General features: G+C 72.4%; 17 protein-coding genes and 4 pseudogenes. 11 read left to right on the top strand and 10 right to left on the bottom strand.

All coding sequences use genetic code 11. The annotated features are described in order from the left end of the window. Positions 1-26 precede the first annotated feature (26 nt). Positions 27-800, bottom strand: coding sequence for a phytanoyl-CoA dioxygenase family protein (locus tag ACLZN2_RS28165; RefSeq protein WP_416982004.1), 774 nt, complete (start codon positions 798-800; stop codon positions 27-29). A 68-nt stretch (positions 801-868) separates the two neighbouring features. On the opposite strand from ACLZN2_RS28165, the gene ACLZN2_RS28160 reads away from it, so the two are divergent. Beyond that, positions 869-1,861, top strand: a complete 993-nt coding sequence (locus ACLZN2_RS28160) for a helix-turn-helix domain-containing protein (protein ID WP_416982002.1) — start codon at positions 869-871, stop codon at positions 1,859-1,861. Between the two features lie 259 nt (positions 1,862-2,120). Then, entirely contained in the window at positions 2,121-4,049 is a 1,929-nt protein-coding gene (locus tag ACLZN2_RS28155; RefSeq protein WP_416982001.1) for an RICIN domain-containing protein, read from the top strand. Between the two features lie 73 nt (positions 4,050-4,122). Here ACLZN2_RS28155 and ACLZN2_RS28150 read toward each other — a convergent pair whose 3' ends face one another. Next, positions 4,123-6,486, bottom strand: a complete 2,364-nt coding sequence (locus ACLZN2_RS28150) for a SpoIIE family protein phosphatase (RefSeq protein ID WP_416981999.1) — start codon at positions 6,484-6,486, stop codon at positions 4,123-4,125. 301 nt (positions 6,487-6,787) lie between these two features. Between ACLZN2_RS28150 and ACLZN2_RS28145 the strand changes: the two are divergent. Then, positions 6,788-7,060: pseudogene (locus tag ACLZN2_RS28145) on the top strand (hypothetical protein); the annotation flags it as partial. Between the two features lie 113 nt (positions 7,061-7,173). Here ACLZN2_RS28145 and ACLZN2_RS28140 read toward each other — a convergent pair. Then, positions 7,174-7,952: pseudogene (locus ACLZN2_RS28140) on the bottom strand (IS200/IS605 family accessory protein TnpB-related protein); the annotation flags it as partial. Here ACLZN2_RS28140 and ACLZN2_RS28135 point away from each other — a divergent pair. From ACLZN2_RS28135 to ACLZN2_RS28115, 5 genes and pseudogenes are all read left to right on the top strand, one after another. Next, positions 7,944-8,872, top strand: a pseudogene (locus ACLZN2_RS28135) (discoidin domain-containing protein); the annotation flags it as partial. The pseudogenes ACLZN2_RS28140 and ACLZN2_RS28135 overlap by 9 nt on opposite strands. A gap of 128 nt (positions 8,873-9,000) precedes the next feature. Beyond that, positions 9,001-11,241 (top strand): glycoside hydrolase family 9 protein, encoded by a 2,241-nt coding sequence (locus tag ACLZN2_RS28130; protein ID WP_416981997.1) that lies wholly within the window; start codon positions 9,001-9,003, stop codon positions 11,239-11,241. A gap of 125 nt (positions 11,242-11,366) precedes the next feature. After that, complete coding sequence (locus ACLZN2_RS28125) at positions 11,367-11,612, top strand: hypothetical protein (protein ID WP_416981995.1); 246 nt, start codon at positions 11,367-11,369, stop codon at positions 11,610-11,612. A gap of 3 nt (positions 11,613-11,615) precedes the next feature. Then, positions 11,616-11,993 (top strand): hypothetical protein, encoded by a 378-nt coding sequence (locus tag ACLZN2_RS28120; protein WP_055631619.1) that lies wholly within the window; start codon positions 11,616-11,618, stop codon positions 11,991-11,993. Between the two features lie 418 nt (positions 11,994-12,411). Next, complete coding sequence (locus tag ACLZN2_RS28115) at positions 12,412-14,037, top strand: RICIN domain-containing protein (protein WP_416981994.1); 1,626 nt, start codon at positions 12,412-12,414, stop codon at positions 14,035-14,037. 16 nt (positions 14,038-14,053) lie between these two features. On the opposite strand, the gene ACLZN2_RS28110 is transcribed toward ACLZN2_RS28115, so the two are convergent. The 3 genes from ACLZN2_RS28110 to ACLZN2_RS28100 all read right to left on the bottom strand — a co-directional run bounded on the left by ACLZN2_RS28110 (position 14,054) and on the right by ACLZN2_RS28100 (position 16,616). After that, positions 14,054-15,223 (bottom strand): lactate 2-monooxygenase, encoded by a 1,170-nt coding sequence (locus tag ACLZN2_RS28110; protein ID WP_416981992.1) that lies wholly within the window; start codon positions 15,221-15,223, stop codon positions 14,054-14,056. A gap of 109 nt (positions 15,224-15,332) precedes the next feature. Then, complete coding sequence (locus ACLZN2_RS28105; protein ID WP_416981991.1) at positions 15,333-16,028, bottom strand: alpha/beta fold hydrolase; 696 nt, start codon at positions 16,026-16,028, stop codon at positions 15,333-15,335. A 39-nt stretch (positions 16,029-16,067) separates the two neighbouring features. Further along, complete coding sequence (locus ACLZN2_RS28100; protein WP_416981990.1) at positions 16,068-16,616, bottom strand: hypothetical protein; 549 nt, start codon at positions 16,614-16,616, stop codon at positions 16,068-16,070. A 335-nt stretch (positions 16,617-16,951) separates the two neighbouring features. On the opposite strand from ACLZN2_RS28100, the gene ACLZN2_RS28095 reads away from it, so the two are divergent. Then, on the top strand, positions 16,952-17,386 hold the full coding sequence (locus tag ACLZN2_RS28095) for a protease inhibitor (RefSeq protein WP_416981988.1): 435 nt from the start codon (positions 16,952-16,954) through the stop codon (positions 17,384-17,386). Positions 17,387-17,525: 139 nt separating this feature from the next. Here ACLZN2_RS28095 and ACLZN2_RS28090 read toward each other — a convergent pair whose 3' ends face one another. From ACLZN2_RS28090 to ACLZN2_RS28075, 4 genes are all read right to left on the bottom strand, one after another. Continuing rightward, positions 17,526-17,915, bottom strand: coding sequence for an anti-sigma factor antagonist (locus ACLZN2_RS28090; protein WP_416981986.1), 390 nt, complete (start codon positions 17,913-17,915; stop codon positions 17,526-17,528). Between the two features lie 117 nt (positions 17,916-18,032). Next, on the bottom strand, positions 18,033-18,200 hold the full coding sequence (locus ACLZN2_RS28085; RefSeq protein ID WP_416981984.1) for a hypothetical protein: 168 nt from the start codon (positions 18,198-18,200) through the stop codon (positions 18,033-18,035). A 35-nt stretch (positions 18,201-18,235) separates the two neighbouring features. Further along, complete coding sequence (locus ACLZN2_RS28080) at positions 18,236-19,240, bottom strand: Ppx/GppA family phosphatase (RefSeq protein ID WP_416981983.1); 1,005 nt, start codon at positions 19,238-19,240, stop codon at positions 18,236-18,238. A 144-nt stretch (positions 19,241-19,384) separates the two neighbouring features. Next, positions 19,385-20,884, bottom strand: a complete 1,500-nt coding sequence (locus ACLZN2_RS28075; RefSeq protein WP_416981981.1) for an MFS transporter — start codon at positions 20,882-20,884, stop codon at positions 19,385-19,387. 155 nt (positions 20,885-21,039) lie between these two features. Between ACLZN2_RS28075 and ACLZN2_RS28070 the strand changes: the two are divergent. Together ACLZN2_RS28070 and ACLZN2_RS28065 are read left to right on the top strand one after the other, a co-directional pair. Beyond that, positions 21,040-21,396, top strand: a pseudogene (locus ACLZN2_RS28070) (VOC family protein); the annotation flags it as partial. Positions 21,397-21,408: 12 nt separating this feature from the next. Next, positions 21,409-21,966, top strand: coding sequence for an SRPBCC family protein (locus ACLZN2_RS28065; RefSeq protein WP_416982175.1), 558 nt, complete (start codon positions 21,409-21,411; stop codon positions 21,964-21,966). Positions 21,967-21,979: the final 13 nt, after the last annotated feature.

Raw genomic sequence — 21,979 nt, 5'->3', positions numbered from 1 at the left:
GGCGCGGAGCCGCACCCGCCACACGACTAATGCGCCTCCGACGGCGACGCGAACTCCGTCCCACAGGGCCCCGCCCCTTCGCTCTCGAGCAGAGGAACCCGCTCCCCACTCATGGACAAGGTCCGATAGAACCGCCCGATCCGTTCCGCCGACCGCCCCACATAGTGCCCGATGAACGACCGCCGGAACCGAGCCTCGCTCCGGTTCGGCGGAGACCCGTGCACCAGGCTCCCGTTGAAGAACAGGACGTCCCCCGGCGCCATGTCCACCGGCACGGGCGCCAGCCCGGCCGGCGGCGGCACGTACTCCCGCGCGAACGACACCTCCGCGTCCGCCTCCTCCGGACAGAACACCTCCATCCGATGCGTACCGGGAACGACTTCGAGCCCCCCGTTGGCCCGGTCGATCTCGTCGCACGCCAGCCAGGCCGCCACACACGTGCCCGGCTCCACCCGCAGATAGAAGTTGTCCTGGTGCAGCGCCTGCCCCCGCGCGCCCGGCGGCTTGAAGTAGTACATGCTCTGCGCGGCCAGCACCTCCTCGCCCAGCAGCGTCTCCAGTACCTCCCGCAACCGCCCGTCCAGCAGCACCCGCCGCGCGAGCGCGCTGATCTCGTGCGGATGCATCACCCTCGGATACCGGTCGAGCGGATCGTCACCGGCGCGCGGTTCGAAGTGCCCCGGCACCGGCCGCCCCGCCGCCTGCAGTTCCGTGAACTCCGCACGCAGGCGCTCCACTTCGTCGTATCCGAACAGCCCCCGGACGACGGTGAAGCCGTCCTCCTCGTACCGGCGCACCATGGTGCCCTCCTCGTCTCCTCGATCGTCCCCCTTATGTTGAGGCGGACTCGGCCCACCGGAGGATGCCCATGCGTGCTGACGACCTGCCCGCCCCTGCCGGGCCAAAGGACCGGGGGGACCCCTCCCCGCCGCCGGGTCTGGTGGTGGCCGCACACTTCGACGAGCGGGCCGGGTACGGTGTCAACCGGCCCCGGGGATCGGACAGTTGGCTGTTCACCTGGACGACCGGCGGTCGGGGGCGGTTGCGTCAGGGCGGGAGCGAGACCGAGGCCGGCACAGGCGATCTGGTCGTCCTCGCGCCGGGTGTCCCGCACAGCTACACCGTCGAACCCGGCGCCGCGCACTGGCGGTTCTGGTGGGCGCACTGCCAGGCCCGCCCGTCGTGGACCCCGTGGCTGCGCCCGTACGGCACCGGCGACGGCCTGTATGCCGTGACCCCCGTCCCGCCGGACCTGCACCACAGGGTCGAGGCGGCCTTCCGGCGCCTGCACGCCGACGCCCGGTGGACCGGGGGAGCACAGGAGGCGCCGGAGGGCTCCGGGATCGTCGTGGCGCACGCCACCGCCGCCCGCGAACTCGCCCTGTGCGCACTGGAGGAGGCCGTCCTGCTCACCACGGCCGCCGCCCGCCCGCCCCTTCGGCCGCCCGGCCTGGACGAGCGCGTCCGACGCGTCCAGGCGATCCTCTCCGCCGACCCCGGCGCCCCGCACACCGTCGGCTCCCTCGCCGCGCGGGTCGCGTTGTCCCCCTCACGCCTCTCCCACCTCTTCACCGAGCAGACCGGGCAGTCCCCGATGCGGGCCCTGCGCGAGGCACGGCTGCGGTACGCCGCCCGGCTGCTGGAGGGCACCGGTCTCTCCGTGGAACGTGTCGCCGCCGCCTCCGGATTCGCGAGCCCCTTCCACTTCACGCGCGTCTTCCGAGCCCGCTACGGGAGCCCGCCGGGGGCGTACCGGGGCGGAATACGCGCCACAATGGACCTCCCGGGAAACTCACCCCTAAAGCGGCGGCAAAAAGGGACACCCATACCGGGACCCTCCCGAACGCAGACAGTGCATTGACGTTTCGTCAATTCCTCGGCTCCCGCACGCCATGCACGAAACCGCGAGATCTCTTGTTCCTCCTGGTCCGGCTGTGCGAAGGTGTGGCGTGTCGGCGCACGGACAACGTTTTCCCTCTGTGCGCGCGAGACCCCTGTGTTCCGTCGCACCCCCCACGCTTCAAAAGAGCCGGCTCCTCCGCTGACCTCACAGGTGTCGAACCCTGCCTATTGCCGCATGTCCCTCTCCCCCAGGACATGCCTCCAGGAGGAATGCAGCCGTGAATGACGCAGGCCTGTCGAATTCCCCTTCGGCTCGCCGCCTCGACGCGACGGACGAACAGCTGAGCGCGGAACTGACCCAATGGACGGGGGAGGAGCCCGCGCTCCACCCCGTGGGTGAGCTGCTGGACCGGCACTGGGAGGCCGCCTTCGCCTACGCGCGGCTGTGCACCGACGGCGAACGCGCGGCCGGCATGCTCACCACGGCCGCCTTCACCCGGCTGTTCGGCGCGACCCAGCACCAGGACGGACCGACCGCCGCCTGGCGCCCCCATCTGCTGGCCACCGTCCGCCGGATCGCCGCCGAGTGGGACGCCGACGGCCGCCGTGACCTGCTCCACCCCGCCCTGCGCGCCCAGGACGACGAGGGCACCCCGGTCGCCGCCCGGCTCCTCCCGCCGGCCAACCGGCGCATGATCGCCCGCGCCTTCCAGCGGCTGCCCCAGTCGGCCCGCTGCCTGCTCTGGCACACCGAGACCGAGGCCGAACCCCTCGCGATCCCGGCCGGGCTGCTCGGCCTCGACGAGGAGGGCGCCCACGTCGAACTGCGCCGCTCCCGCGAGCGGCTGCGCGAGGAGGTCCTCCAGGTCCACCGCGAACAGGCCACCGACGACGAGTGCCACCGCTACCACCGGCTGCTGGACGTCACCTGCCGACGCGGAGGCATCGACGTCGACCCCGATCTGCGCGCCCACACCGAGCAGTGCCGGCACTGCGCGTACACCGCCGACCAACTGCTGCAGTTCGAGGGCCTCCTCGGTGTCGCCCTGGCCGAGGGCATCCTGGGCTGGGCGGCCGGCGCCTACCTGGAGGGCCGGGCCACCGCCGACGGACGCGAACGTACGGCGGCACCGGAGCGGGAGCGCCATCCGGCCGCCGTCGGAGAGGCCTTCGACGGCGCACCGGCCGAGCCCCGCACACCCGCCGCGGCCCCGCTGCCGCCCGCCGTCCCCACCGCTCCCCGGCCGGGGACCGAGATCGAACTCCGTTCCGCATCCCGCCGCTCCGACCGGAAGGCGGCCCGCCGGGCCCGCCGCCGCAACCTCACCGCCGCCGTCCTGACGGTCAGCGGAATGGTCGTCCTGCCCCTCGTGGTGTGGGCCGCCCTGGGCTCCGACGGCGGCACCGGCTCGACCGCGGGCGACGCCGCGAAGACCCCGTCCGCGGGCACCGACACCGCCACCGACACCCCGTCCTGGATCGCCGACCAGGAGACCCAGGGCACCCTGCGCGGCCGGCTGCACAACGTCGCCTCCGGGCTGTGCATCGGCGTCGTCGGCGGCAAGGCCGTCAAGGGCGCCGAGACCGGGCTCGCCGCCTGCTCCTCCGACGCGGGCCAGCAGTGGACGTACGAGACCGACGGGCTGCTGCGCAGCGCGGCCGATCCGAACCTGTGCCTCGACTCCCACCTCGGCTACTCCGTGCGGCTGGGCACCTGCACGGACTCCTCCGCGGCGGCCGCGAAGAACGTCCGGTACGACTTCACCCTCCAGGGCACGCTCATCCCGCGCTCCGACCAGAACCTGGCCCTCGCTCCCGCCGCCACCGACGGCTCGGGGGCCCTGGTCCTGAAGAACCGCGCCAACGGCACCTCCCAGCGCTGGGTGATCGACACCTCGCAGCCCGACCCGCAGATGGAGTTCGTCAACTGGGGCGTCGACGACACCGCGTCCGGCACGCCGACGCCGACCCCCAAGGCGGCCGAGCCGCAGACGGCCGACCCGACACCGTCGGCCACCCCGACCCCGAAGAGCTCGTCCTCCACCTCCTCCTCGGGAACCTCCTGCTCGTACTTCTCCTGGTACTACTGCACCTGGGGCGGCAAGGACGGCGGCTCCGGGTACGGCTACGGCGGCTCCGACTACGGCTCCTCCGGCGACGGGTACGGCTCCGGCAACGGTTCCCACTCCGGCGGCGGACGCCACTGAAAGACCGCGAGGACGACCCCGGCCCCTGCCGGGGCGGCCGGCACTACCGCGCCCCGCCGAGCGGCTCGCGCAGCTACTCCTCGAACAACCCCAGCTCCGCCCAGATCGTCTTCCCCTGAGCGGTGTGCCGAGACCCCCACCGCTGAGTGAGCTGAGCGACCAGCAGCAACCCCCGCCCACCCTCGTCCCACATCTTCGCCCGCCGCAGATGAGGCGCGGTATGACTGGTGTCGGACACCTCACAGATCAACGTCGTCTCGTCGTGGATCAGCCGCAGCCTTATCGGATGCGTGCCGTACCGGATCGCGTTGGTGACCAGCTCGCTCACCACCAGCTCGGCCGTGAACGACGCCTCGCTCATCGCCCAGTGCGCCAGCTGGTCGACGACCTGCTTGCGGATCGGCGCGACCAGCGCCGGGTCGGCGGGGATCTCCCAGGTCGCGACCTGCGCGGCGGGCAGCCCCCGGGTGCGCGCCAGCAGCAGCGCCACGTCGTCGGCGACGCCCCCGGCCGGCAGCAGGGCGTGCAGCACCCGGTCGCAGGTCTCGTCCAGGGAGTCCGAGTACGCGGCGAGGGCCTCGCTCAGCAGCCGGTGCCCGGCCTCCGGGTCCCGCTCGCCGGACGCGAGCAGCCCGTCCGTGTAGAACGCGAGCACACTGCCCTCGGTCAGCTCCAGCTCGGCCGACTCGAACGGCAGTCCGCCGACGCCCAGCGCGGGACCGGCGGGCAGATCGATCCGGTGCGGCGCGGAACCCGGCCGCAGCAGCAGCGGCGGGGGATGCCCGGCCCGGGCCAGCGTGCACCGCCGGGACACCGGGTCGTACACCGCGTAGAGGCAGCTCGCGCCGACCTCGCCGGGGCTGCTGTCGCCCCCGGACTCCTCGGAGAGCCGTACGACGAGATCGTCGAGGTGGGTGAGGAGCTCGTCGGGGGCCAGGTCGATGTCGGCGAGGGTGCGCACGGCGGTCCGCAGCCGGCCCATGGTGGCCGAGGCCTGGATGCCCTGTCCGACGACGTCCCCGACGACCATGGCGACCCGCATCCCGGACAGCGGGATCACGTCGAACCAGTCGCCGCCCACCCCGGCGCGCGCGGCCGGCAGATAGCGGGAGGCGGCGTCGACGGCGACGGTCTTGGGCAGGGACCGGGGGAGCAGGCTGCGCTGCAGGGCGAGGGCGGTGTCGCGCTCGCGGGAGAACCGGCGGGCGTTGTCGATGCAGACGGCGGCCCGGGCGGTGATCTCCTCGGCGAGCAGCACGTCGTCCGGGGTGAAGGGGTCCGGCCGCCGGTAGCGGGTGAGGACGGCGACGCCGAGGGTCGTGCCCCGGGCCCGGACCGGCACGGACATCGTGGAGTGGATGCCGAACTCGCGCACGCGTTCACCGCGCAGGGTGTCCCAGGCCAGCCAGGCGTTCAGCTCGTCGACGGAGGCGACGACGGTGCGGCCCGAGATCAGCGAGTCGGCCTGCGGCGAGCCCGCCGGATAGTGCTGGACGTCCCCGGGCTTGGCCACGGCCATCGGGTTGCCGGCGTTGACGGAGTGGTGTGCGGTGCGGCGCAGGCCCAGGGGGGCGGTGAGCCGGGGCGGCGGGTCCCCGCCGTCCTGCGGGTCGAGCAGATCGACGCTGACGAAGTCGGCGAGCGCGGGTACGCACACCTCGGTCAGCTCCTGTGCCGTCCGGGTGACGTCGAGGGTGCTGCCGATCCGTTTGCTGGCCTCGTTGACCAGCCGCAGCCGCTCGCGGGCGAGGTAGTTCTCGGTGAAGTCGTGCGCGGCCAGGCACACGCCCCGCACCCGGCCCAGGGCGTCGGTGACCGGCTTGAACCGCGCCAGCCAGGCGTGGGCCCGTTCCTCGCCGCCGGTGCGGGTGTAGATCTGGATGTCCTCCGCCCGCTCGTTGGCGAGCACCCGGATCATGTGCGCCTCCAGCTCGGCGCTCTGCGGCCGGCCGCCGATCTCGGAGAGCCGCAGTCCCCTTATGCGCTCCTCGGGCAGGCCGATCGCCGCGGCCATCGCGTCGTTGATCCCGGCCAGCCGCAGCCGCTCGTCGTAGACGGCGACGGCGCACGGCGACTGGGCCAGCGCGGCCGTGGCCAGCGGGTCGTCGGAGGGGCGGGGCGTGTCGCCGGTGAGCGGGGTCACGACGAGCCAGGAGCCCGGGGTGTCGTGGAGGGCCGGGCGGTGGTGGGCGAGCAGCCAGACCCGTACGGTGCGGCCGTCGCTGTGGCGCAGAGCGAGCGTTCCGTCCCAGCGGGGGCCGGTCGGCGCAGGAGGCCTTCTCTCGACCAGCAGCTCACCGACGGGCCGGCCCACGACCTCGGCCGGAGCCCAGCCCAGCAGGGTCCGGGCGCCGTCGTTCCATCCGACGACGGTGCCGGTGTCGTCGACGACCACCCGGGCCGTCGCGGCCTCGTCGAACGGATACTCCGGGCTCATCGTCGCCACTCCATCGCGGACACTCACAGTGAACAGGCGCGCCACATCTGTTCCAGCCTAGTCCGTCCCGTTCGCGCGCGGACAGGAACCCCCTCTGGGGGCCGGTCGAGTGTGTCCCGGCCGAGGTCAAGGGCCGATTCCGGCCGAAGTGGCCGGTTGGATGCGCCTGTCATCCGTGGGGTGTCAGGACACCTCCGGCCTCTTGACGGGCGGGAATGGCCCGTCGTCAGATTCTGTTTGGTCACGATCAGTTGTCAGATCAGTTGTGAGTACTTCTGGGTCCTGAGAGGGAGAGCCGCCAGTGACAGTCACTCGCAGATCCGTCTTGATCGCCTCCACGGCCGCCCCGGCCGTCGGAGTGCTCCTCGGCAGTCCGGCCGAGGGGGCGGAGGCGGCCGCGCGCGCCACCGGCCGCCACACGGTCGCCCTGCGCGACGGCTGGCGCTTCGCACTGGTCAACCCGGGCGGCATCACCGACCCGACCGGTGAGTACGCCGACGCGGCCGCCCCCGCCTACGACGACTCGGCCTGGCGCGAGGTGGCCGTCCCGCACGACTGGAGCATCGAGCAGACCGTTCCTGGCGACTGAGTAGTCCGGTCCCCTGTCGGGGACACCCTTTGGGCGTGAAAATCGGTCTGTGGCCGTCCGGCGGACGTCGTTTCCGCTTGGTGCGTTCCGAGCCTGTGACTGAGTGGGAGTGAGTCCTGTAGCCAGAACCCATGCTCAGCCGTGTGCCCCGAACGGTGTTGGGTACACTGGTCCCCCGCTTTCGCTCCGCGTCCGGCGCGCACGGATCGTGTCCGTGGTCCGGGGACGCGGGGGCGCCCGCGGCCGGAGGCCGCTGATGTGGGCAGCCCTCACGCGCTGGGGTACCCGGTCGGGTCTGGACGGTCCGATGCCCCTGCTCATCACTCCGGTGAGCAGGGGGCGGTGCCGTCCTCCCCCAGTGCCTTAAGGGCCTGGGAGGTGCCCCCATCCGGATCGGGTACCCCAGGGCGCGCCTTCCGATCGCCACGGCAGCCGCATGGTGGCGAGTGGGCTTGCGGGTCTCGGTGGTGAGGGGTTTCTGCCAGTGCTGGGCGCCCCACCGGCTGGTGTAGGCCGGGTCCACGGCGATGACGGGGATGCCGAGTTCGGCCGCCATGCTCACCAGCCGTGGCCACAGCCTGGAGGTTGGCAGGCCGGAGATGAGCTTGCGGAACTGCTTGCGGCGCCCATGCTTCTCGCGGGTCTTCTCCGAGGCGAAGTCGAGGTCCTCGACCGCGATGGCGAGGTGGTGGCGCCTGGCCCAGCCCAGCAGGCGGATCAGGGCGTGGCGGACTTGGGCGTCGCGGTGCCGGGCGGCGCCGGTGAGGTAGTAGCCGAAGCGGAGCGGTGCGCCGACGGGGTTGCCATGCTCGTCGAGGCGCCAGGCGGCGAGGTGGTCGGCGTTGGTGTCCACGCCGACCAGGCAGCCCGCGCGGGCAAACAGCACCTGACGTGGAAAGTCGCCTACGAACCAGGGGTGTTGAAGGCGGTGGCCCGGCGCGACGGCAAGGTCGTCGCCACCGACGACCTGCGCACGCCGTACGGCTCACCCCCGACCGTAAGTCCCTCCCGGCGGACGGGTGTTCACTCGTCTTCGTCACGGCCGATGTCGTCGACGGGCACGGGGTCGTCGTCCCGGACGCCGAGCACCTCATCTCCTTCGCGGTCAGCGGCGGCTCGCTCGCCGGGCTGGACAACGGGCGGGAGGAGAGCGCCGAGCGGTACCAGGCGAGCACCCGGACCGCCTTCCACGGCAAGGCCCTTGCGATCGTCCGCTCGGGAACCGAAGCGGGTCCTCTGAAGGTGACCGCGCGCGTGGACGGGCTGCGCGCGGGCAGCGCGACCGTGCGCACCACCCGAGCCCGCTCGGTGGCCGCCACGCCCGCTGCCGAGTTCGCCCCCGCCTACCCGGAACCCGTGAACTTCCCCTACGTGGACGCCATTTACTCCGGCCGGACCGGCACCCTGCCCGCCGCGATGCTGGACGGGAACCCGGCCACCGGCTGGTCCAACGCCTTCGCCAAGTCCGCCACCGCCCTGCTGCCCGCCTTCAGCGGGGCCCGGGCGCAGGACTGGGTCTCGGTCGACCGGGGGCATGCCCGGGACTTCGGCCGGGTGGCGGTCTCCTTCACCGTCGACGCCACCCACGGTCTGCCCGCGGCGGTCGAGGTCGCGGTGGGGGACGGGGAGCGGTACACGCCGGTCACCGGGGCGGTCGTGGACTGGGCCGCCGACTCGGACGCGCCGACCGTCGTCACCTTCGACGCGGTGCGCGGCTCCCGGCTGCGGCTGACACTGACCAGCGGTGCGCCGGGCACGGTCCGAGGGGCGGTGCGGATCAGCAAGCTGGAGGCGTAGGCCCGGCCACGGTCCGGGCGGGGCCTTCCGGTCTCGTCCGGACCGTTGACGCGGTGTCATGACTGGGACAAGCATGTCCCTGCACCTGTTTGGGAGCGCTCCCATGACGCTGATCGAGGAGCCCGGACGTGAAACGACGCAGAACCGCCCTGCTGTCCCTCGCGGCCCTGCTGGGCGCGGCCCTCACCGCGCTGCCCGCCCAGCAGGCCGGCGCCGACGAGGTCGAGCAGGTCAGGAACGGTGGCTTCGACACCACCACCGACCCCTGGTGGACCAGCAACGTCACCGCCGCCCTGTCCGGCGGACGCCTGTGCGCGGACGTCCCCGGCGGCACCGTCAACCGCTGGGACTCCGCGATCGGCCAGGACGCGATCACCCTGGTCAAGGGGTCCTCGTACCGGTTCTCCTTCGCCGCCTCCGGCGTGCCCGAGGGGCATGTGGTGCGGGCGATCGTGGGCCTCGGGGCCGCGCCGTACGACACCTGGTACGAGGCGACACCGGTGCTGAGCGAGTCGGGTGACTCGTACGCGTACACCTTCACCTCGCCCGTCGACTCCACCCAGGGGCAGGTGGCCTTCCAGGTCGGCGGCAGCGCCGAGCCGTGGCGGTTCTGCCTGGACGACGTGTCGCTGCTGGGCGGGGTGCCACCGGAGGTGTACGAGCCGGACACCGGGCCCCGTGTGCGTGTCAACCAGGTCGCGTATCTGCCCGCCGGACCCAAGAACGCCACCCTCGTCACCGACGCGACCTCGAAGCTGCCCTGGCAGCTGAAGAACGCCTCCGGAGCGACCGTCGCCCACGGCTGGACCGTCCCGCGCGGCCTCGACGTCTCCTCCGGACAGAACGTCCACTCCCTCGACTTCGGCGCCTACCGCAAGCGCGGCACGGGCCTCACGCTGGTCGTCGACGGCGAGACCAGCCGCCCGTTCGACATAGGCACGGCCGCCTACGAGCAGTTGCGGCTGGACGCGGCGAAGTACTACTACACCCAGCGCAGCGGCACCGCGATCCGGGACGACCTGCGGCCCGGCTACGGCAGGGCGGCCGGTCATGTGGGCGTCGCGCCCAACCAGGGCGACACGAGCGTCCCCTGCCAGCCGGGAGTCTGCGACTACAGTCTCGACGTCAGCGGCGGCTGGTACGACGCCGGCGACCACGGCAAGTACGTCGTCAACGGCGGCATGGCCGCCTGGGAACTGCTCAGCACCTACGAACGCTCCCTGTACGCCCGCACCGGCCGGCCCGCGACGCTCGGCGACGGCACCCTCGCCCTCCCCGAGAGCGGCAACAACGTGCCGGACATCCTCGACGAGGCACGCTGGGAGCTGGAGTTCCTGCTGAAGATGCAGGTACCGGAAGGACAGCCCCTCTCCGGCATGGCCCACCACAAGATCCACGACGAGCAGTGGACCGGCCTGCCCCTCCTGCCGAGCGCAGACCCGCAGAAACGCGAACTGCACCCGCCGACCACCACGGCCACCCTCAACCTCGCCGCCACGGCCGCCCAGGCGGCCCGCCTCTACCGGTCCTACGACAGGGAGTTCGCGGCGAAGGCCCTGACGGCGGCCCGCAAGGCGTGGGCGGCGGCCCTCGCGCACCCCGACGTCCATGCCGGCCCCGACGACGGCAACGGCGGCGGCACTTACAGCGACGACAACGCGACCGACGAGTTCTACTGGGCCGCGGCCGAGCTGTATCTCACCACGGGCGAGAAGCAGTTCAGCGACCACGTCCTCAACTCACCGGTCCACACCGCCGACATCTTCGTCCCCAACGGCTTCGACTGGTCCCGCACGGCCGCCGCCGGCCGCCTCGACCTCGCGCTCGTCCCGAACCGGCTGCCCGGCCGTGACAAGGTGCGCAAGTCGGTGGTGAAGGGCGGCGACACCTATCTGGCCACGCTCGCCTCACAGCCGTACGGCATGCCCTACGCCCCCGAGGGCAACCTCTACGACTGGGGCTCCAGCCACCAGGTCCTCAACAACGCGGTCGTCATCGCCACCGCCTACGACCTCACCGGCGCCTCGAAGTACCGCGACGGGGCCGTCCAGAGCATGGACTACGTCCTCGGCCGCAACGCGCTCAACATCTCCTACGTCACCGGCTACGGCGAGGTCGCGTCCCACCACCAGCACAGCCGCTGGTACGCCCACCAGCTCGACCCCGGCCTCCCGGACCCGCCTGCGGGCACCCTCGCGGGCGGCGCGAACTCGAGCATCCAGGACCCCTACGCCCAGAGCAAGCTCCAGGGGTGCGTGGGCCAGTTCTGCTACATCGACGACATCCAGTCCTGGTCCACGAACGAGACCGCGATCAACTGGAACGCCGCCCTGGCCCGGCTGGCGTCCTTCGTCGCGGACCAGGGCTAGGCGGGGCAGGCAGGGCAGGCAGGGCAGCCAGGGCAGGTGAGGCCAGGCATGCCTTTGGTACCGCCCGGACACTTGTTTGACCTGGGGATATTTACGAGTAAGTACCCGGGCGGTACCGTGAGGGCATGCCAGCCCTCAATGTGGAGTTCAGCGATCGCGAGCTGGAGGACCTGCGGCAGATCGCCAAGGAACGCGGTACGTCGATGAAGGCACTCGTGCGGGAGGCGGCTGCCGCCGACATCGCGCGGCACCGGGCCCTGCAAGAAGGCGCGGAGGCGTTCCGCCGGTTCTTCTCCTCGCACGCCGACGAGTTCGCGGCGGCCTTTCCCGAGGACGAACCCTCCGTCAAGGGCGAGGGGCGGGTCGCCTGACCGATGACACCCGTCATCCACATCGACGTGCCCTGGCTGCTCCAGCGCCACGAAGAGGTCCTTCCGGACCAGCCCACCGTCAACGACTTCTCCGCGCTGGTCGCGGCCGTCGCCCGGCACCGGGTCGACCCGCCCAGGCTCGGCGTCGACTCCGACCCCGCCTGGCGGGCCGCCGCGCTTCTGCACACCCTCGCGCTGCTCAAGCCGCTGCCGTCGGCCAACGCCCGGTTCGCCTGCGCGACCGCGGTGGCCTACATGTTCGTCAGCGGCGTCGGCATCGATCCGCCCTACGGCGCGCTCGTCGACCTTGCCCGTGACCTCATCGACGGCAAGACCGACGTGTACGGCGCGGCGGACCGGCTGCGGTCCTGGCAGATATAGCCGTATATGGCCGTACTGCAAGTTTTGTGGCCGCCGGCCCAGGGCGGGAGGAACAGGGCCGGCGGCCGCTGCGCGCAGGAGAGCCGCCGTCCTGCGCGGGGCCTCCGAGGAAGTGGCCGGGATCCAGTCCACTACGTGGCGCACCCCACGGGAAGGTGCGCGACGCCTCCGCGCGTGCGCGTGTTTCACACGGGGCGCAAGAAGGGACGAAAGGCGTGCCGCGGGGCATTCGTTCGCCCTTCTTGTCGACTTCCTTTCAACAAGGGGCAGGTTGTCCTCACGCCTTGTTGCGCACGACTTAGTTGTGCAAAGGTAAACCTTCCGAGCGGGGGGTGACGGCCGGGTCCCTGTGTGGCGCCTGAGAGGCGGGCACACGCTCCCCGTTGCGCCATCAGGTACGTACCAAAGGAACCGCTCAGTGCCGACCGCCCAGCCGCCTCGCCCTCCCTACCTGCCGCCCGGCGGCGGCCTCGGAGAATCCGACGAGTCCCTCGCCGCAGGGATCCGCGGCGGCACGGACAGCGAGGTCGCCCAGTCCACCGCGCTGCTGATCGCCCGGCACTGGCGGCCGGTCCACGAGTACGCGGTGATCTGCCTCGCCTCCTCCGGGAGCGTCTCGAACATGCTCACCGCAGCCGCCGTCCACCAGGTCTTCGACCGGCTGAAGCTGGGCGAGCCGGGCACCGCGCTGCGCCCCCGACTGCTGGTCACCGTGCGGGACATGGCCCGGCTGTGGACCGCCGACGAGGACATATCCGGCGTCCTGCCGGTGCTGAAGAAGCCCGCCGGGGCCCGGGGGATGCGCGCCGCGCAGTCCATGACCCCCGACAACCGGGTGCTGGCCGAGCGCTCCTTCCAGAGCCTGCCCGCGGTCGCGCGGTGCATCCTGTGGCACGTGGAGGTCGAGGCCGAGCCGATCACGACCGCCGCCGAACTGCTCGGCATGGACGTCCAGATGGCCACCGGTGCCTACGAACAGGCCCGGGACAAGCTCCGCGAGGGCATCGTCCGCGCTCACCGGGACCTCGCCCCGAGCAAGGACTGCCGCTTCCACAACCGCCTCCTCGACGTCCCCATCCGGCGCGGCGGCGACCTGCTGCCGGACGTTCGCAAGCACCTCGACGAGTGCCGCTATTGCCGCGCGGCCGCCGAGCAGCTCGGTCACTTCGAGGAGGGGCTCGGCGTCCTGCTCGCCGAGGCCGTCCTCGGCTGGGGCGCCCGCCGCTACCACGACTCCCGCCCTGGCCGTGCCCAGCAGCCCGTACGCCTGAGGGGCTCCGCCCGGCACCGGGGCGGCCGTCCGCGCGGCGGGAGGCTGCTCTCGCGCATCCCCTCGCCACGCCGTCGTGAACCCGGCGCGACGCGGTCCCCGCGCGCCCTGTTCGCCGGCGTGGGTCTCGCCTCGGCCGGACTGCTGACCACCCTGCTCGCCACCGGGGTGTGGACGGACGACGGCGGCGCCGACCCGGCCGCCTCCTCCAGCGGCAGCGTCCCCGGTACGGACGCCCCGGCCGCCTCCGCCTCCCCGACGACCCCCGGTACCGTCCAGCTCCCCACCGCACCCCAGCGGACCAGGCTCCGCGAGGCCGACGCCGACCTCTGCCTGGACATCCGGGGCGAGGCCGAGGCCGGCGCGGGCCTCGAACTCGCCGAGTGCGGCACCGGCATCACCCAGCAGTGGTCGTACGCCGAGGACGGCCAGCTGCGCAGCGCGGCCCAGCCCGACCTGTGCGTGGACTCCCACGCCGACGCCGGTGTCGTCATCCTCGGCGCCTGCGTGGACACCGGGGACGCGCGGGCGGACGACGTCCGCTACGACTTCACCGTCCAGGGCGAGTTGCTGCCCCGCTGGGACGACGCCCTCGCCCTGACCACCGCCGGCACCGAGCCGGGCGCCGATGTCGTGGTGAAGGTCCGCGATCGCTCCGACGCCCAGCGCTGGCTCCCCGACACGGCCTCCGCCACCCCCGGCTCCCTCGCCGTCACCGGCACGAACGCGCCTGCGTCGGCCCAGCCGGTGGGGCTGGAGGAGGGGACGGCCTGAGGGCTGCCCGGGGCCGCTACCCCTCGTCCTCGGCCAGGTCCCGCGGGCCCACCGTCGCCGGTGTGGCATGGCCGGACAGGGCCAGCGTGAGGTCGAACTCGGCCAGCAGACAGCGGATGACGTGCTCGACGCCGGACTGTCCGTCCAGGCCGAGGCCGTAGACGTACGGCCTGCCCAGGAGGACCGCCCGGGCGCCCAGTGCGAGGGCCTTGAAAACGTCGTCGCCGGTGCGGACCCCGCTGTCGAACAGGACGGTCAGCCGGTCGCCGACGGCCCGCGCGATCCGGGGCAGCGCGTCGGCGGCGCCGATCGAACCGGCCACCTGCCGGCCGCCGTGGTTGGAGACGACCACGCCGTCCATCCCGGCGTCGGCGGCGAGCCGGGCGTCGTCCGGGTGCAGGATGCCCTTGAGGACGATCGGGCCGTCCCAGTTCTCCCGCAGGAACGCCAGGTCCGGCCAGGTCTTCCCGGGGTCCGCGAACAGGCTGACGAAGTGCAGCACGGCCGCGTCGGGATCCTCGGCCGCCGGCTTGGCCAGGCCCGCCCCGAAGGCCGGGTCGGAGAAGTAGTTGGCGGTGCCCACGCCGTGCAGGAACGGCAGATAGGCCTGGTCGAGGTCGCGCGGCCGCCAGGCCAGCAGCGGGGTGTCGAGGGTGACGACGAGCACCGTGAACCCGCTCGCCTTCGCCCGGTTCAGGAAACTCCGGGCCACCTCGCGGTCCTTGGACCAGTACAGCTGGAACCAGCGCTCGGCGTCCCCCATGGCCTCGGCCACCTGCTCCATCGGTGTGCTGGAGGCGGAGGACAGGATGTACGGCACCCCCTGCGCGGCCGCCGCCCGGGCCGCCGCCGACTCCGCCTCCGGATGCATGATCGACAGCACGCCGACCGGGGCGAGGGCCAGCGGCGCGGGCAGGGCGCGGCCCAGCACCTCGACCGACAGATCCCGCTCATGCACGTCCCGCAGCATGCGCGGCACGATCCGGCGGCGCTCCAGGGCCGCGCGGTTCGCCCGCGCGGTACTGCCGTCACCCGCGCTGCCCGCCACATACCCGACCGGACCCGGCCCGAGCCGCTGCTCGGTCACCTCCTCCAGCCGGGTCAGATCGGTGGGCAGCCGGGGCACCTTGCCCGTCATCCCGTTCAGATAGATCTCGTACTGGAAGTCCGCCCAGTGCTGCGCCATCCGCCCCTACCGCCTCTCGTCGTCGAGCCCGCGTGCACGGCGACGATACCGGCGGGTAGTAAGAGGAGGGCCAGACCCCGCGTCTGCGACATGATCCAAACGACAGGCCCTAGTGACGGGCGGCCGACTCACGCAGGACGGCGGCCAGTTCGCGGGGGCGGGAGAACATCGGCCAGTGACCGGTGTCCATCTCCACCAGGTCCCAGTTCCCGCCCTTGAGGAGTTCCGCCACGGCGGGCGGCGGGGCGTCGCCGTCGAGCAGGCATTTGATGTACGTCGAGGGCAGATCGCCCGCGGAACCCTTGAGCTCCGCCGGTTCGGTGAGGGCGGCGCCGGGGTGTGCGGTGCCCTTGGCCAGTACGCCCGCTATCTGTTCGTCGGTCAGCTCCTGACCCACGTAGTCGTCGGCGCCGAGCGGCGGCCAGATGCCGCTGTTCGCCTCGATGGACGCGCGGACGTGGTCGCTCGGCCAGCCCGACAGGAAGGACTCCCCGTCGAAGGGAACACTCGCGTCCACGTACACCACCCTTCTGAGCCGGTCACCGATCCGCTCGGCCGCCTGGCCCACCGGGATCCCCGAGTAGCTGTGTCCGACGAGCACCACGTCCCGCAGGCCGAGACGCTCCACCTCGGCCACGACGTCCCGCACATGTGTCTGCTGCCCCGCGGGCACTCCGGCCTTCTCAGCGAGTCCGGACAGTGTCAGCGGATGCGCCTGGTCCCCGGCGGCGCGCAGCTCCGCCGCCACCTCGTCCCATGCCCACGCGCCCAGAAAGGCACCAGGTACCAACACGAAATGAGTCATGCCTTCAACGTAGCGGCGGGGTCTGACAACGCCCCTCCGTCAACTGCCGCCCTTGTCCGACACCTCCTCCGTGTCCGGCCCCTGGGCCCGTACCCGTTGGACGTGCTCCAGGGACTCCCGCAGCTCGGTGAGCCAGTCGTCGGTGTGTTGCTGGACCAGCCGGACGCACCAGGCGAGCGCGTCGCTGCGGCTGCGCGCCACACCGCCGGCGATCAGCGTGTCCAGGACCTGGCGCTCGGGCTGCCGCAGCCGGGTCATCACGGGCGCCGCGACATGCGTGAACAGGGCGCGCTCCCCGTCGCACACGACGCCCCACGACACCTTCCGGCGGAACCGGTGCTCGGCGTCCCGGGCCACGGCCATGCGCGCCTCGCGGGTGCGCTCCCGGAACTCCTGGATCCGGGCCGTGACGGCCGCCTCCCGCTCGGCGGCCGGGGCGTCCCCGGCCAGCCGCGGCGCGGGCACCCGGCCGATCACGGTGATCTCCTCGCGGTCCACCACGACCTCGACGAGTTCCTCGAACAGGTCGTCGGGCAGCCGCCCGGCGAACCAGCCCCTCAGCTTCTCTCTCTGCTCTGAGGTAATCATGTAATGACGATTACTCCGCTGGTCCATGAACACAAGGGGTCGCGAAGGTGTCAGCCGAGAGCGGAAAGAGGGCAGGAGCGGAATGTTTCAGGCCTATTAACGGACCCATCGAAACCGGCCATCCGGCCGGCGAAAGGGATCATGAAGCGCTTGCTTCCGGGGTTGGAACGTTCGAATCCCGTGACTTCACGCCACTGATTCAATACGCAAGGTTACTGAAACGCGTGGGGTCGATGTGAGTTTCGGCGGCGGAGTCGGCAGACTCGCGGTCGCCGCGTTCGGCTCCGATCGGGCCGGCCGGCACACCCCCGAAATCGAGCGGAAGGATGCACACAATGCGGAACACCGCGCGCTGGGCGGCGACCCTCGGCCTCACGGCCGCCACCGTCTGCGCACCCCTGACCGGGGCCGCGCTCGCCGCCCCGGCCGCCGCCCCCGCCTCGCTCTACGCCCCGTCCGCCCTGGTGCTGACCCTGGGGCACGGCGAGAGCGCCGCCACCGTGGGGGCCGCCCGGGCGGTCACCCTGAGCTGTGCGCCCGGGCCCTCCGGTACCCATCCCGCGCCCGCCCTGGCCTGTGCGGAGCTGCGCGCCGCCGATGGCGACCCGGCCGCCCTCGCGGGCCCGGGCGGCGCCATGTGCACCAAGCAGTACGACCCCGTCGTCGTCACCGTCGACGGCGTGTGGCAGGGCAAGCGGGTCGCCTTCGAGCGCACCTTCGCCAACGAGTGTGTGAAGAACGCCGCCGGGAGCGGTCTCTTCGCCTTCTGAGACCGGGATCGCGTGGCTCCCGTGGACGCGGTGACAGGCCTGTGACGTGGGGAGTGCGGGCCATTGGACACGGGACGACCGTGATCTCGTAACCCAGGGGCCGGACGGGCGGAGTGGGGCCGCCCGCCGGCCCCTGGGGTCATTGCGTACGGTCCCGGGGGCCGTCCGAAAAGTCGTCCGAAGGGCCGTCGGCGAGCCGGGGGAGCGAGGCGAGCGGCGGGAAGCGGCCCAGCAGGCCCGTCGCGCCGAACAGCCGGTGCAGAAACGGCTGGTCGCAGACGACCCGCAGCCGTCCGCCGCCGCGCACCGCCCGGTCCTGGGCCCGGCACAGCACCCGCAGCCCCGAACAGTCGAAGAACTCCACCCCGCGCAGATCGACCAGGACGTCGACGGCCGCCACGGCCGTCACCTCGTCCAGGTGGTCCGCGACGAACCCGGCCGTCGCCAGGTCTATCTCGCCCGTCAGCTCCACCACGGTGAAGGGACCGTTGACACGAGTACGGGCTTGGACATCGGCCGGTGGCGTCATGTGCGTTCCACCTCGGCAGGAGGCTTTCGGCGCCGGCTCTCGGAGTCGGCTGTCGGAGCCGGTAGCTACCCCGCTGGGACGTGCGGCATCCCTGCACGGCCGGGTGCAAGATCTAGTTCACTCGTCCCGGTGAATTTCAGGCATATCGCTTGTAGTCAGGTCTTCGAGGTGTGCGAAGTCGTGATCGAAGTTCTGGTCGAGGTCGTCGGCGCGCGCCTCGGCGTCCTCTATCTCCCGCAGGACCGCTTCGAGCGCGGTCTCGGACGGTTCGCGGTCGTCGGACACGGCCGGCTCCTCACCTCGGGTGTGTTCGGGGCTGTTCAGTGTCGCGCGACGCGCAGCGGCACCGGCTCCGGGGGGCCGGTGGCCCCGTCGGCGGGACGGCTGACCTCCGCCCACCAGGATCCGCCGTCCTCGATGTGGCGCAGCATGACGCCCTCGCGGATCGCCCATGGGCAGACCGTGACGGTCCGCAGCCCGGTCAGCTTCATCGCCGTGTGCCCCACCACCGCCCCGGCCAGGCTCTGCGCCGCGCGCGGTGCGGAGATGCCGGGCAGCCCGGCGCGTTCGCCCGCGGGCAGGACGGCCAGTCGGTCGACCGCCGCGCGCAGGTCGCGCCGGTCCAGCGTGCGGTCCACGAACGGACCGTGCCGACCCGGCAGGGCTCCGCACAACCGGCCGAGCTGCTGGAACGTGCGGGAGGTGGCCACCGCGGTGCGCGGGCCCTCCCAGCGGATGCGTGCGGCCACGTCCCTGAGCTGATGGCGGACCCTGCGGCGCAGCGCCCGGACCAGGTCGGCGGAGGGCGGGTCCTCGCCGGCGAAGAAGTCGTGGGTCAGCCGGTTCGCCCCGAGCGGCAGCGAGGCCACGAAGTCCGGCAGCCGGCCCCGGCCGAACGCCACCTCGAACGATCCGCCGCCGATGTCCAGCAGCGCGAGCGGCCCGGACCGCCAGCCCATCCAGCGGCGCGCGCCGAGGAAGGTCAGCTCCGCCTCCAGCTCGCCCGGCATGGTGCACAGTGCCACCCCGGTCCGGGTGCTGACCGCCCGCAGCACCTCCGCCCGGTTGGGGGCGGCCCGCACCACGGCGGTCGCGAAGGCCAGGGGACCCGCCGCGCCCCACCGGTCCGCGGTCCGGGCCGCCGCGGCGACCGCGCAGACCAGCCGCTCCACGGCCTCCTCCGGGACGGCCGCGCCCGGCCGGACCTGTTCGGACAACCGCAGCCGCCACTTCGCGGTGTGCACCGGCAGCGGCACCCCGCCCTCGGCGTCCGCCACCACCAGCCGCACCGTGTTCGACCCCACGTCCAGCACGCTGATTCTCATGGCCCGGCGCGTACCCAAAGGTCCGATTCCCTACGCTGGAGGGCGTACGAAAGGAGCCACCGTCCCCCACGGACGGTGGCTCCTCGTTCCCCGGTGCGGCTCGACGCCCCTTACATCGGGACGCGCTTTACAACGCGACGCGCCTTACATGTGGACGACCGGAGCGGCGTCCGCGTCCTGCTGCGGCACCCCGCGGCGGAAGAGCAGGAAGGCGATCACCGCGCCCGCCACGAAGAGGCCCGCCGACCACCAGAAGGCGGTGGTGTAGCTCTCGATGGTCGCCTGCGCCTGGACCAGCTTGCTGGTGGCGTCCCGGCCGGCCAGGTAGTCCGTCGCGGCGCTCGCGGCCAGGGTGTTCAGCAGCGCCGTACCGATCGAACCGCCCACCTGCTGCATGGCGTTGACCGTCGCGGACGCCACACCCGCGTCCTCGGCGGCGACCCCGCCGGTGGCCATCTGCATGGCGGGCGGCATGACCAGACCGAGGCCGATGCCGATGACGACCAACTGCGGCAGCACCGTGCTCACATAGTCCGAGCCGACACCGATCCCGGTCAGCCAGGCCATGCCCACCGCGGCGACCGCGAAGCCCAGCGGGATGACCGCCTTCGGTCCGATACGGGGCACCAGGACCGTCGTGCCGAGCTGTGCCGTCACCATCAGCGCGCCGACCATCGGCAGGAACGCCACACCGGTCTTCGTCGGGCTGAAGCCCAGGTTGAGCTGGAGGTAGTAGGTGAGGAAGAGGAACACGCCGAACATGCCCGCGCCGGAGAGCAGCACGGCGAGGAAGGAGGCGGCGCGGTTGCGGTCGAGCAGGATGCGCAGCGGCAGCAGCGGGTGCTCGGCGCGGGTCTGCCACCAGGCGAACGCCACCAGCAGCACCCCGCCCGCGATCAGGAAGCCCCAGGTCTCGGGGGAGCCCCAGTCGTGCGTCTCGGCATTGGAGAAGCCGTAGACCAGGGAGAACAGTCCGGCGGCGACCAGCACGGTGCCGGGGACGTCCAGCTTGGAGTTGCCGGCGTCACGGTGGTTGGCCAGCAGGATCCAGCCGCCCGCGAAGGCGAGGACGGCGATGGCCACGTTGACGTAGAGGGTCCAGCGCCAGTCCAGCGCGTCGGTCAGGATGCCGCCGAGCAGCAGTCCCACCGCGCCGCCCGCGCCGGCGATGGCGCCGTAGACGCTGAACGCCCTGGCCCGCTCCTTGGCGTCGGTGAACGTCGTGTTGAGCAGGGAGAGCGCGGCCGGTGCGAGCAGCGCGCCGAAGACGCCCTGGAGGGCACGGGCGGTGACCAGCATCTCGAAGTTGGTGGCGGCGCCGCCCAGCGCGGAGACCGCGGCGAAGCCGACGACCCCGACGAGGAAGGCGGTCTTGCGGCCGAAGAGGTCCGCTATCCGGCCGCCGAGCAGCAGCAGCGAGGCGAACGCCAGCGCGTACGCGGTGACGATCCACTGCCGGTTGCCGTCGGAGAAGCCGAGGTCGGCCTGGGCCGAGGGCAGAGCGATGTTCACGATGGTGGCGTCCAGCACCACCATCAGCTGGGCCAGGGCGACGACCGCGAGGATCCACCACTTTCTGGCGGAGGAGGGCGGCGCCGGCTCGGTGCCCGTGCGGGCGCCGTCCGTCAAGGTCTTCGAGGACATGGGGAACCACTCCAGGGAGTTCGGTGCGGTGGGAGCAGGCAGAGCAAAGCACGTGTAAACGAAACGGTTTCGTACACATCGAGGCTAGACCACTTTCAGCGAAACGGCAAAGTTTCGTTAGGAGGGGTCGCGGGAGCGGCCGTAGCGTGGACCTCATGCCGGAACTCGCCGGAATCCATCATCTGAAGATCCCCGTCACCGACCTCGACCGGTCCCGTGACTGGTACGCCAGGGTCTTCGGCTTCGAGGTCACGCACGAGTTCCCCGACGCGGAGGGCGTGCTGCGCGGGGTCGGCGGCCCGGTGCCGGGGCTGGGGGACACCCTGCTCGCCCTGCGGGCCAACCCGGAGGCGGCGCGCGGCTGCCGCAACTTCGATCCCGTGAGCTTCGCGGTGCGCGACGATGCCGCTGTCGAGGCCTGGGCCGCCCGTCTCGACGCGCTCGGCGTCCCGCACTCCCCGGTGATCGAGGCCACCCTCGGCCGGCTGCTGGTCTTCGACGACCCCGACGGCATCCAGCTCCACCTGTACAGCCGGGAGCGGCACGGCAGGACGGTTGCCGTCGCCGACCTCACGGGCGTCCGGCTGACCCTGGACGACGGCCGGCCCGCGGTCCGCTTCACCCGCGCCTACGACCTTCCGGTCGCCCGGGTCTGGCGGTTCGTCACCGACCCGGCCGAACTGGCCCACTGGTTCCCGTCCCGTGTGGCGATGGATCTGCGCCCCGGCGGCACGATCCACTTCAGCGGCGATCCGCAGCTGCCGGAGTCGACCGGGCGGGTCCTGGCGGTGGACGCGCTCAGCCATCTGTCCTTCGCCTGGGGCGGCGACGAACTCCGTTTCGATCTCGAACCCGACGGCGACGAACACACCCGCCTCACCCTCACCGACGTCCTCGAGCGCGCCGACGCCGCCGCGCGCAACGCCGCCGGCTGGGAGGTGTGCCTGGCCGCGCTGGACACCCGGGCGGCGGGCGGCCCGGCGGCCCCACCGGACGGCGGCACCCGCTCCTGGGAGGCGTACTACCGGGCCTGTGTCGAGGCGGGCTTCCCGTCCGGCGCGCCGGTGCCCGGCCGCCCCTGACCGCGCAGGCGCG

Source organism: Streptomyces sp. T028 (assembly GCF_048159505.1).
In the GTDB taxonomy this organism is placed as follows: Bacteria; Actinomycetota; Actinomycetes; order Streptomycetales; family Streptomycetaceae; genus Streptomyces.
The sequence above is the reverse complement of the archived record's forward strand: the minus strand, read 5'-3'. Positions and strand labels throughout refer to the sequence as shown.

Coding starts and splice junctions, on each gene's coding strand:
- ACLZN2_RS28075 (WP_416981981.1), bottom strand. CDS start 20,884: ATGTCCTCGAAGACCTTGACGGACGGCGCCCGCACGGGCACCGAGCCG.
- ACLZN2_RS28090 (WP_416981986.1), bottom strand. CDS start 17,915: ATGACGCCACCGGCCGATGTCCAAGCCCGTACTCGTGTCAACGGTCCC.
- ACLZN2_RS28095 (WP_416981988.1), top strand. CDS start 16,952: ATGCGGAACACCGCGCGCTGGGCGGCGACCCTCGGCCTCACGGCCGCC.
- ACLZN2_RS28105 (WP_416981991.1), bottom strand. CDS start 16,028: ATGACTCATTTCGTGTTGGTACCTGGTGCCTTTCTGGGCGCGTGGGCA.
- ACLZN2_RS28150 (WP_416981999.1), bottom strand. CDS start 6,486: ATGAGCCCGGAGTATCCGTTCGACGAGGCCGCGACGGCCCGGGTGGTC.
- ACLZN2_RS28160 (WP_416982002.1), top strand. CDS start 869: ATGCGTGCTGACGACCTGCCCGCCCCTGCCGGGCCAAAGGACCGGGGG.
- ACLZN2_RS28165 (WP_416982004.1), bottom strand. CDS start 800: ATGGTGCGCCGGTACGAGGAGGACGGCTTCACCGTCGTCCGGGGGCTG.
- ACLZN2_RS28080 (WP_416981983.1), bottom strand. CDS start 19,240: ATGAGAATCAGCGTGCTGGACGTGGGGTCGAACACGGTGCGGCTGGTG.
- ACLZN2_RS28125 (WP_416981995.1), top strand. CDS start 11,367: ATGCCAGCCCTCAATGTGGAGTTCAGCGATCGCGAGCTGGAGGACCTG.
- ACLZN2_RS28100 (WP_416981990.1), bottom strand. CDS start 16,616: ATGATTACCTCAGAGCAGAGAGAGAAGCTGAGGGGCTGGTTCGCCGGG.
- ACLZN2_RS28120 (WP_055631619.1), top strand. CDS start 11,616: ATGACACCCGTCATCCACATCGACGTGCCCTGGCTGCTCCAGCGCCAC.
- ACLZN2_RS28110 (WP_416981992.1), bottom strand. CDS start 15,223: ATGGCGCAGCACTGGGCGGACTTCCAGTACGAGATCTATCTGAACGGG.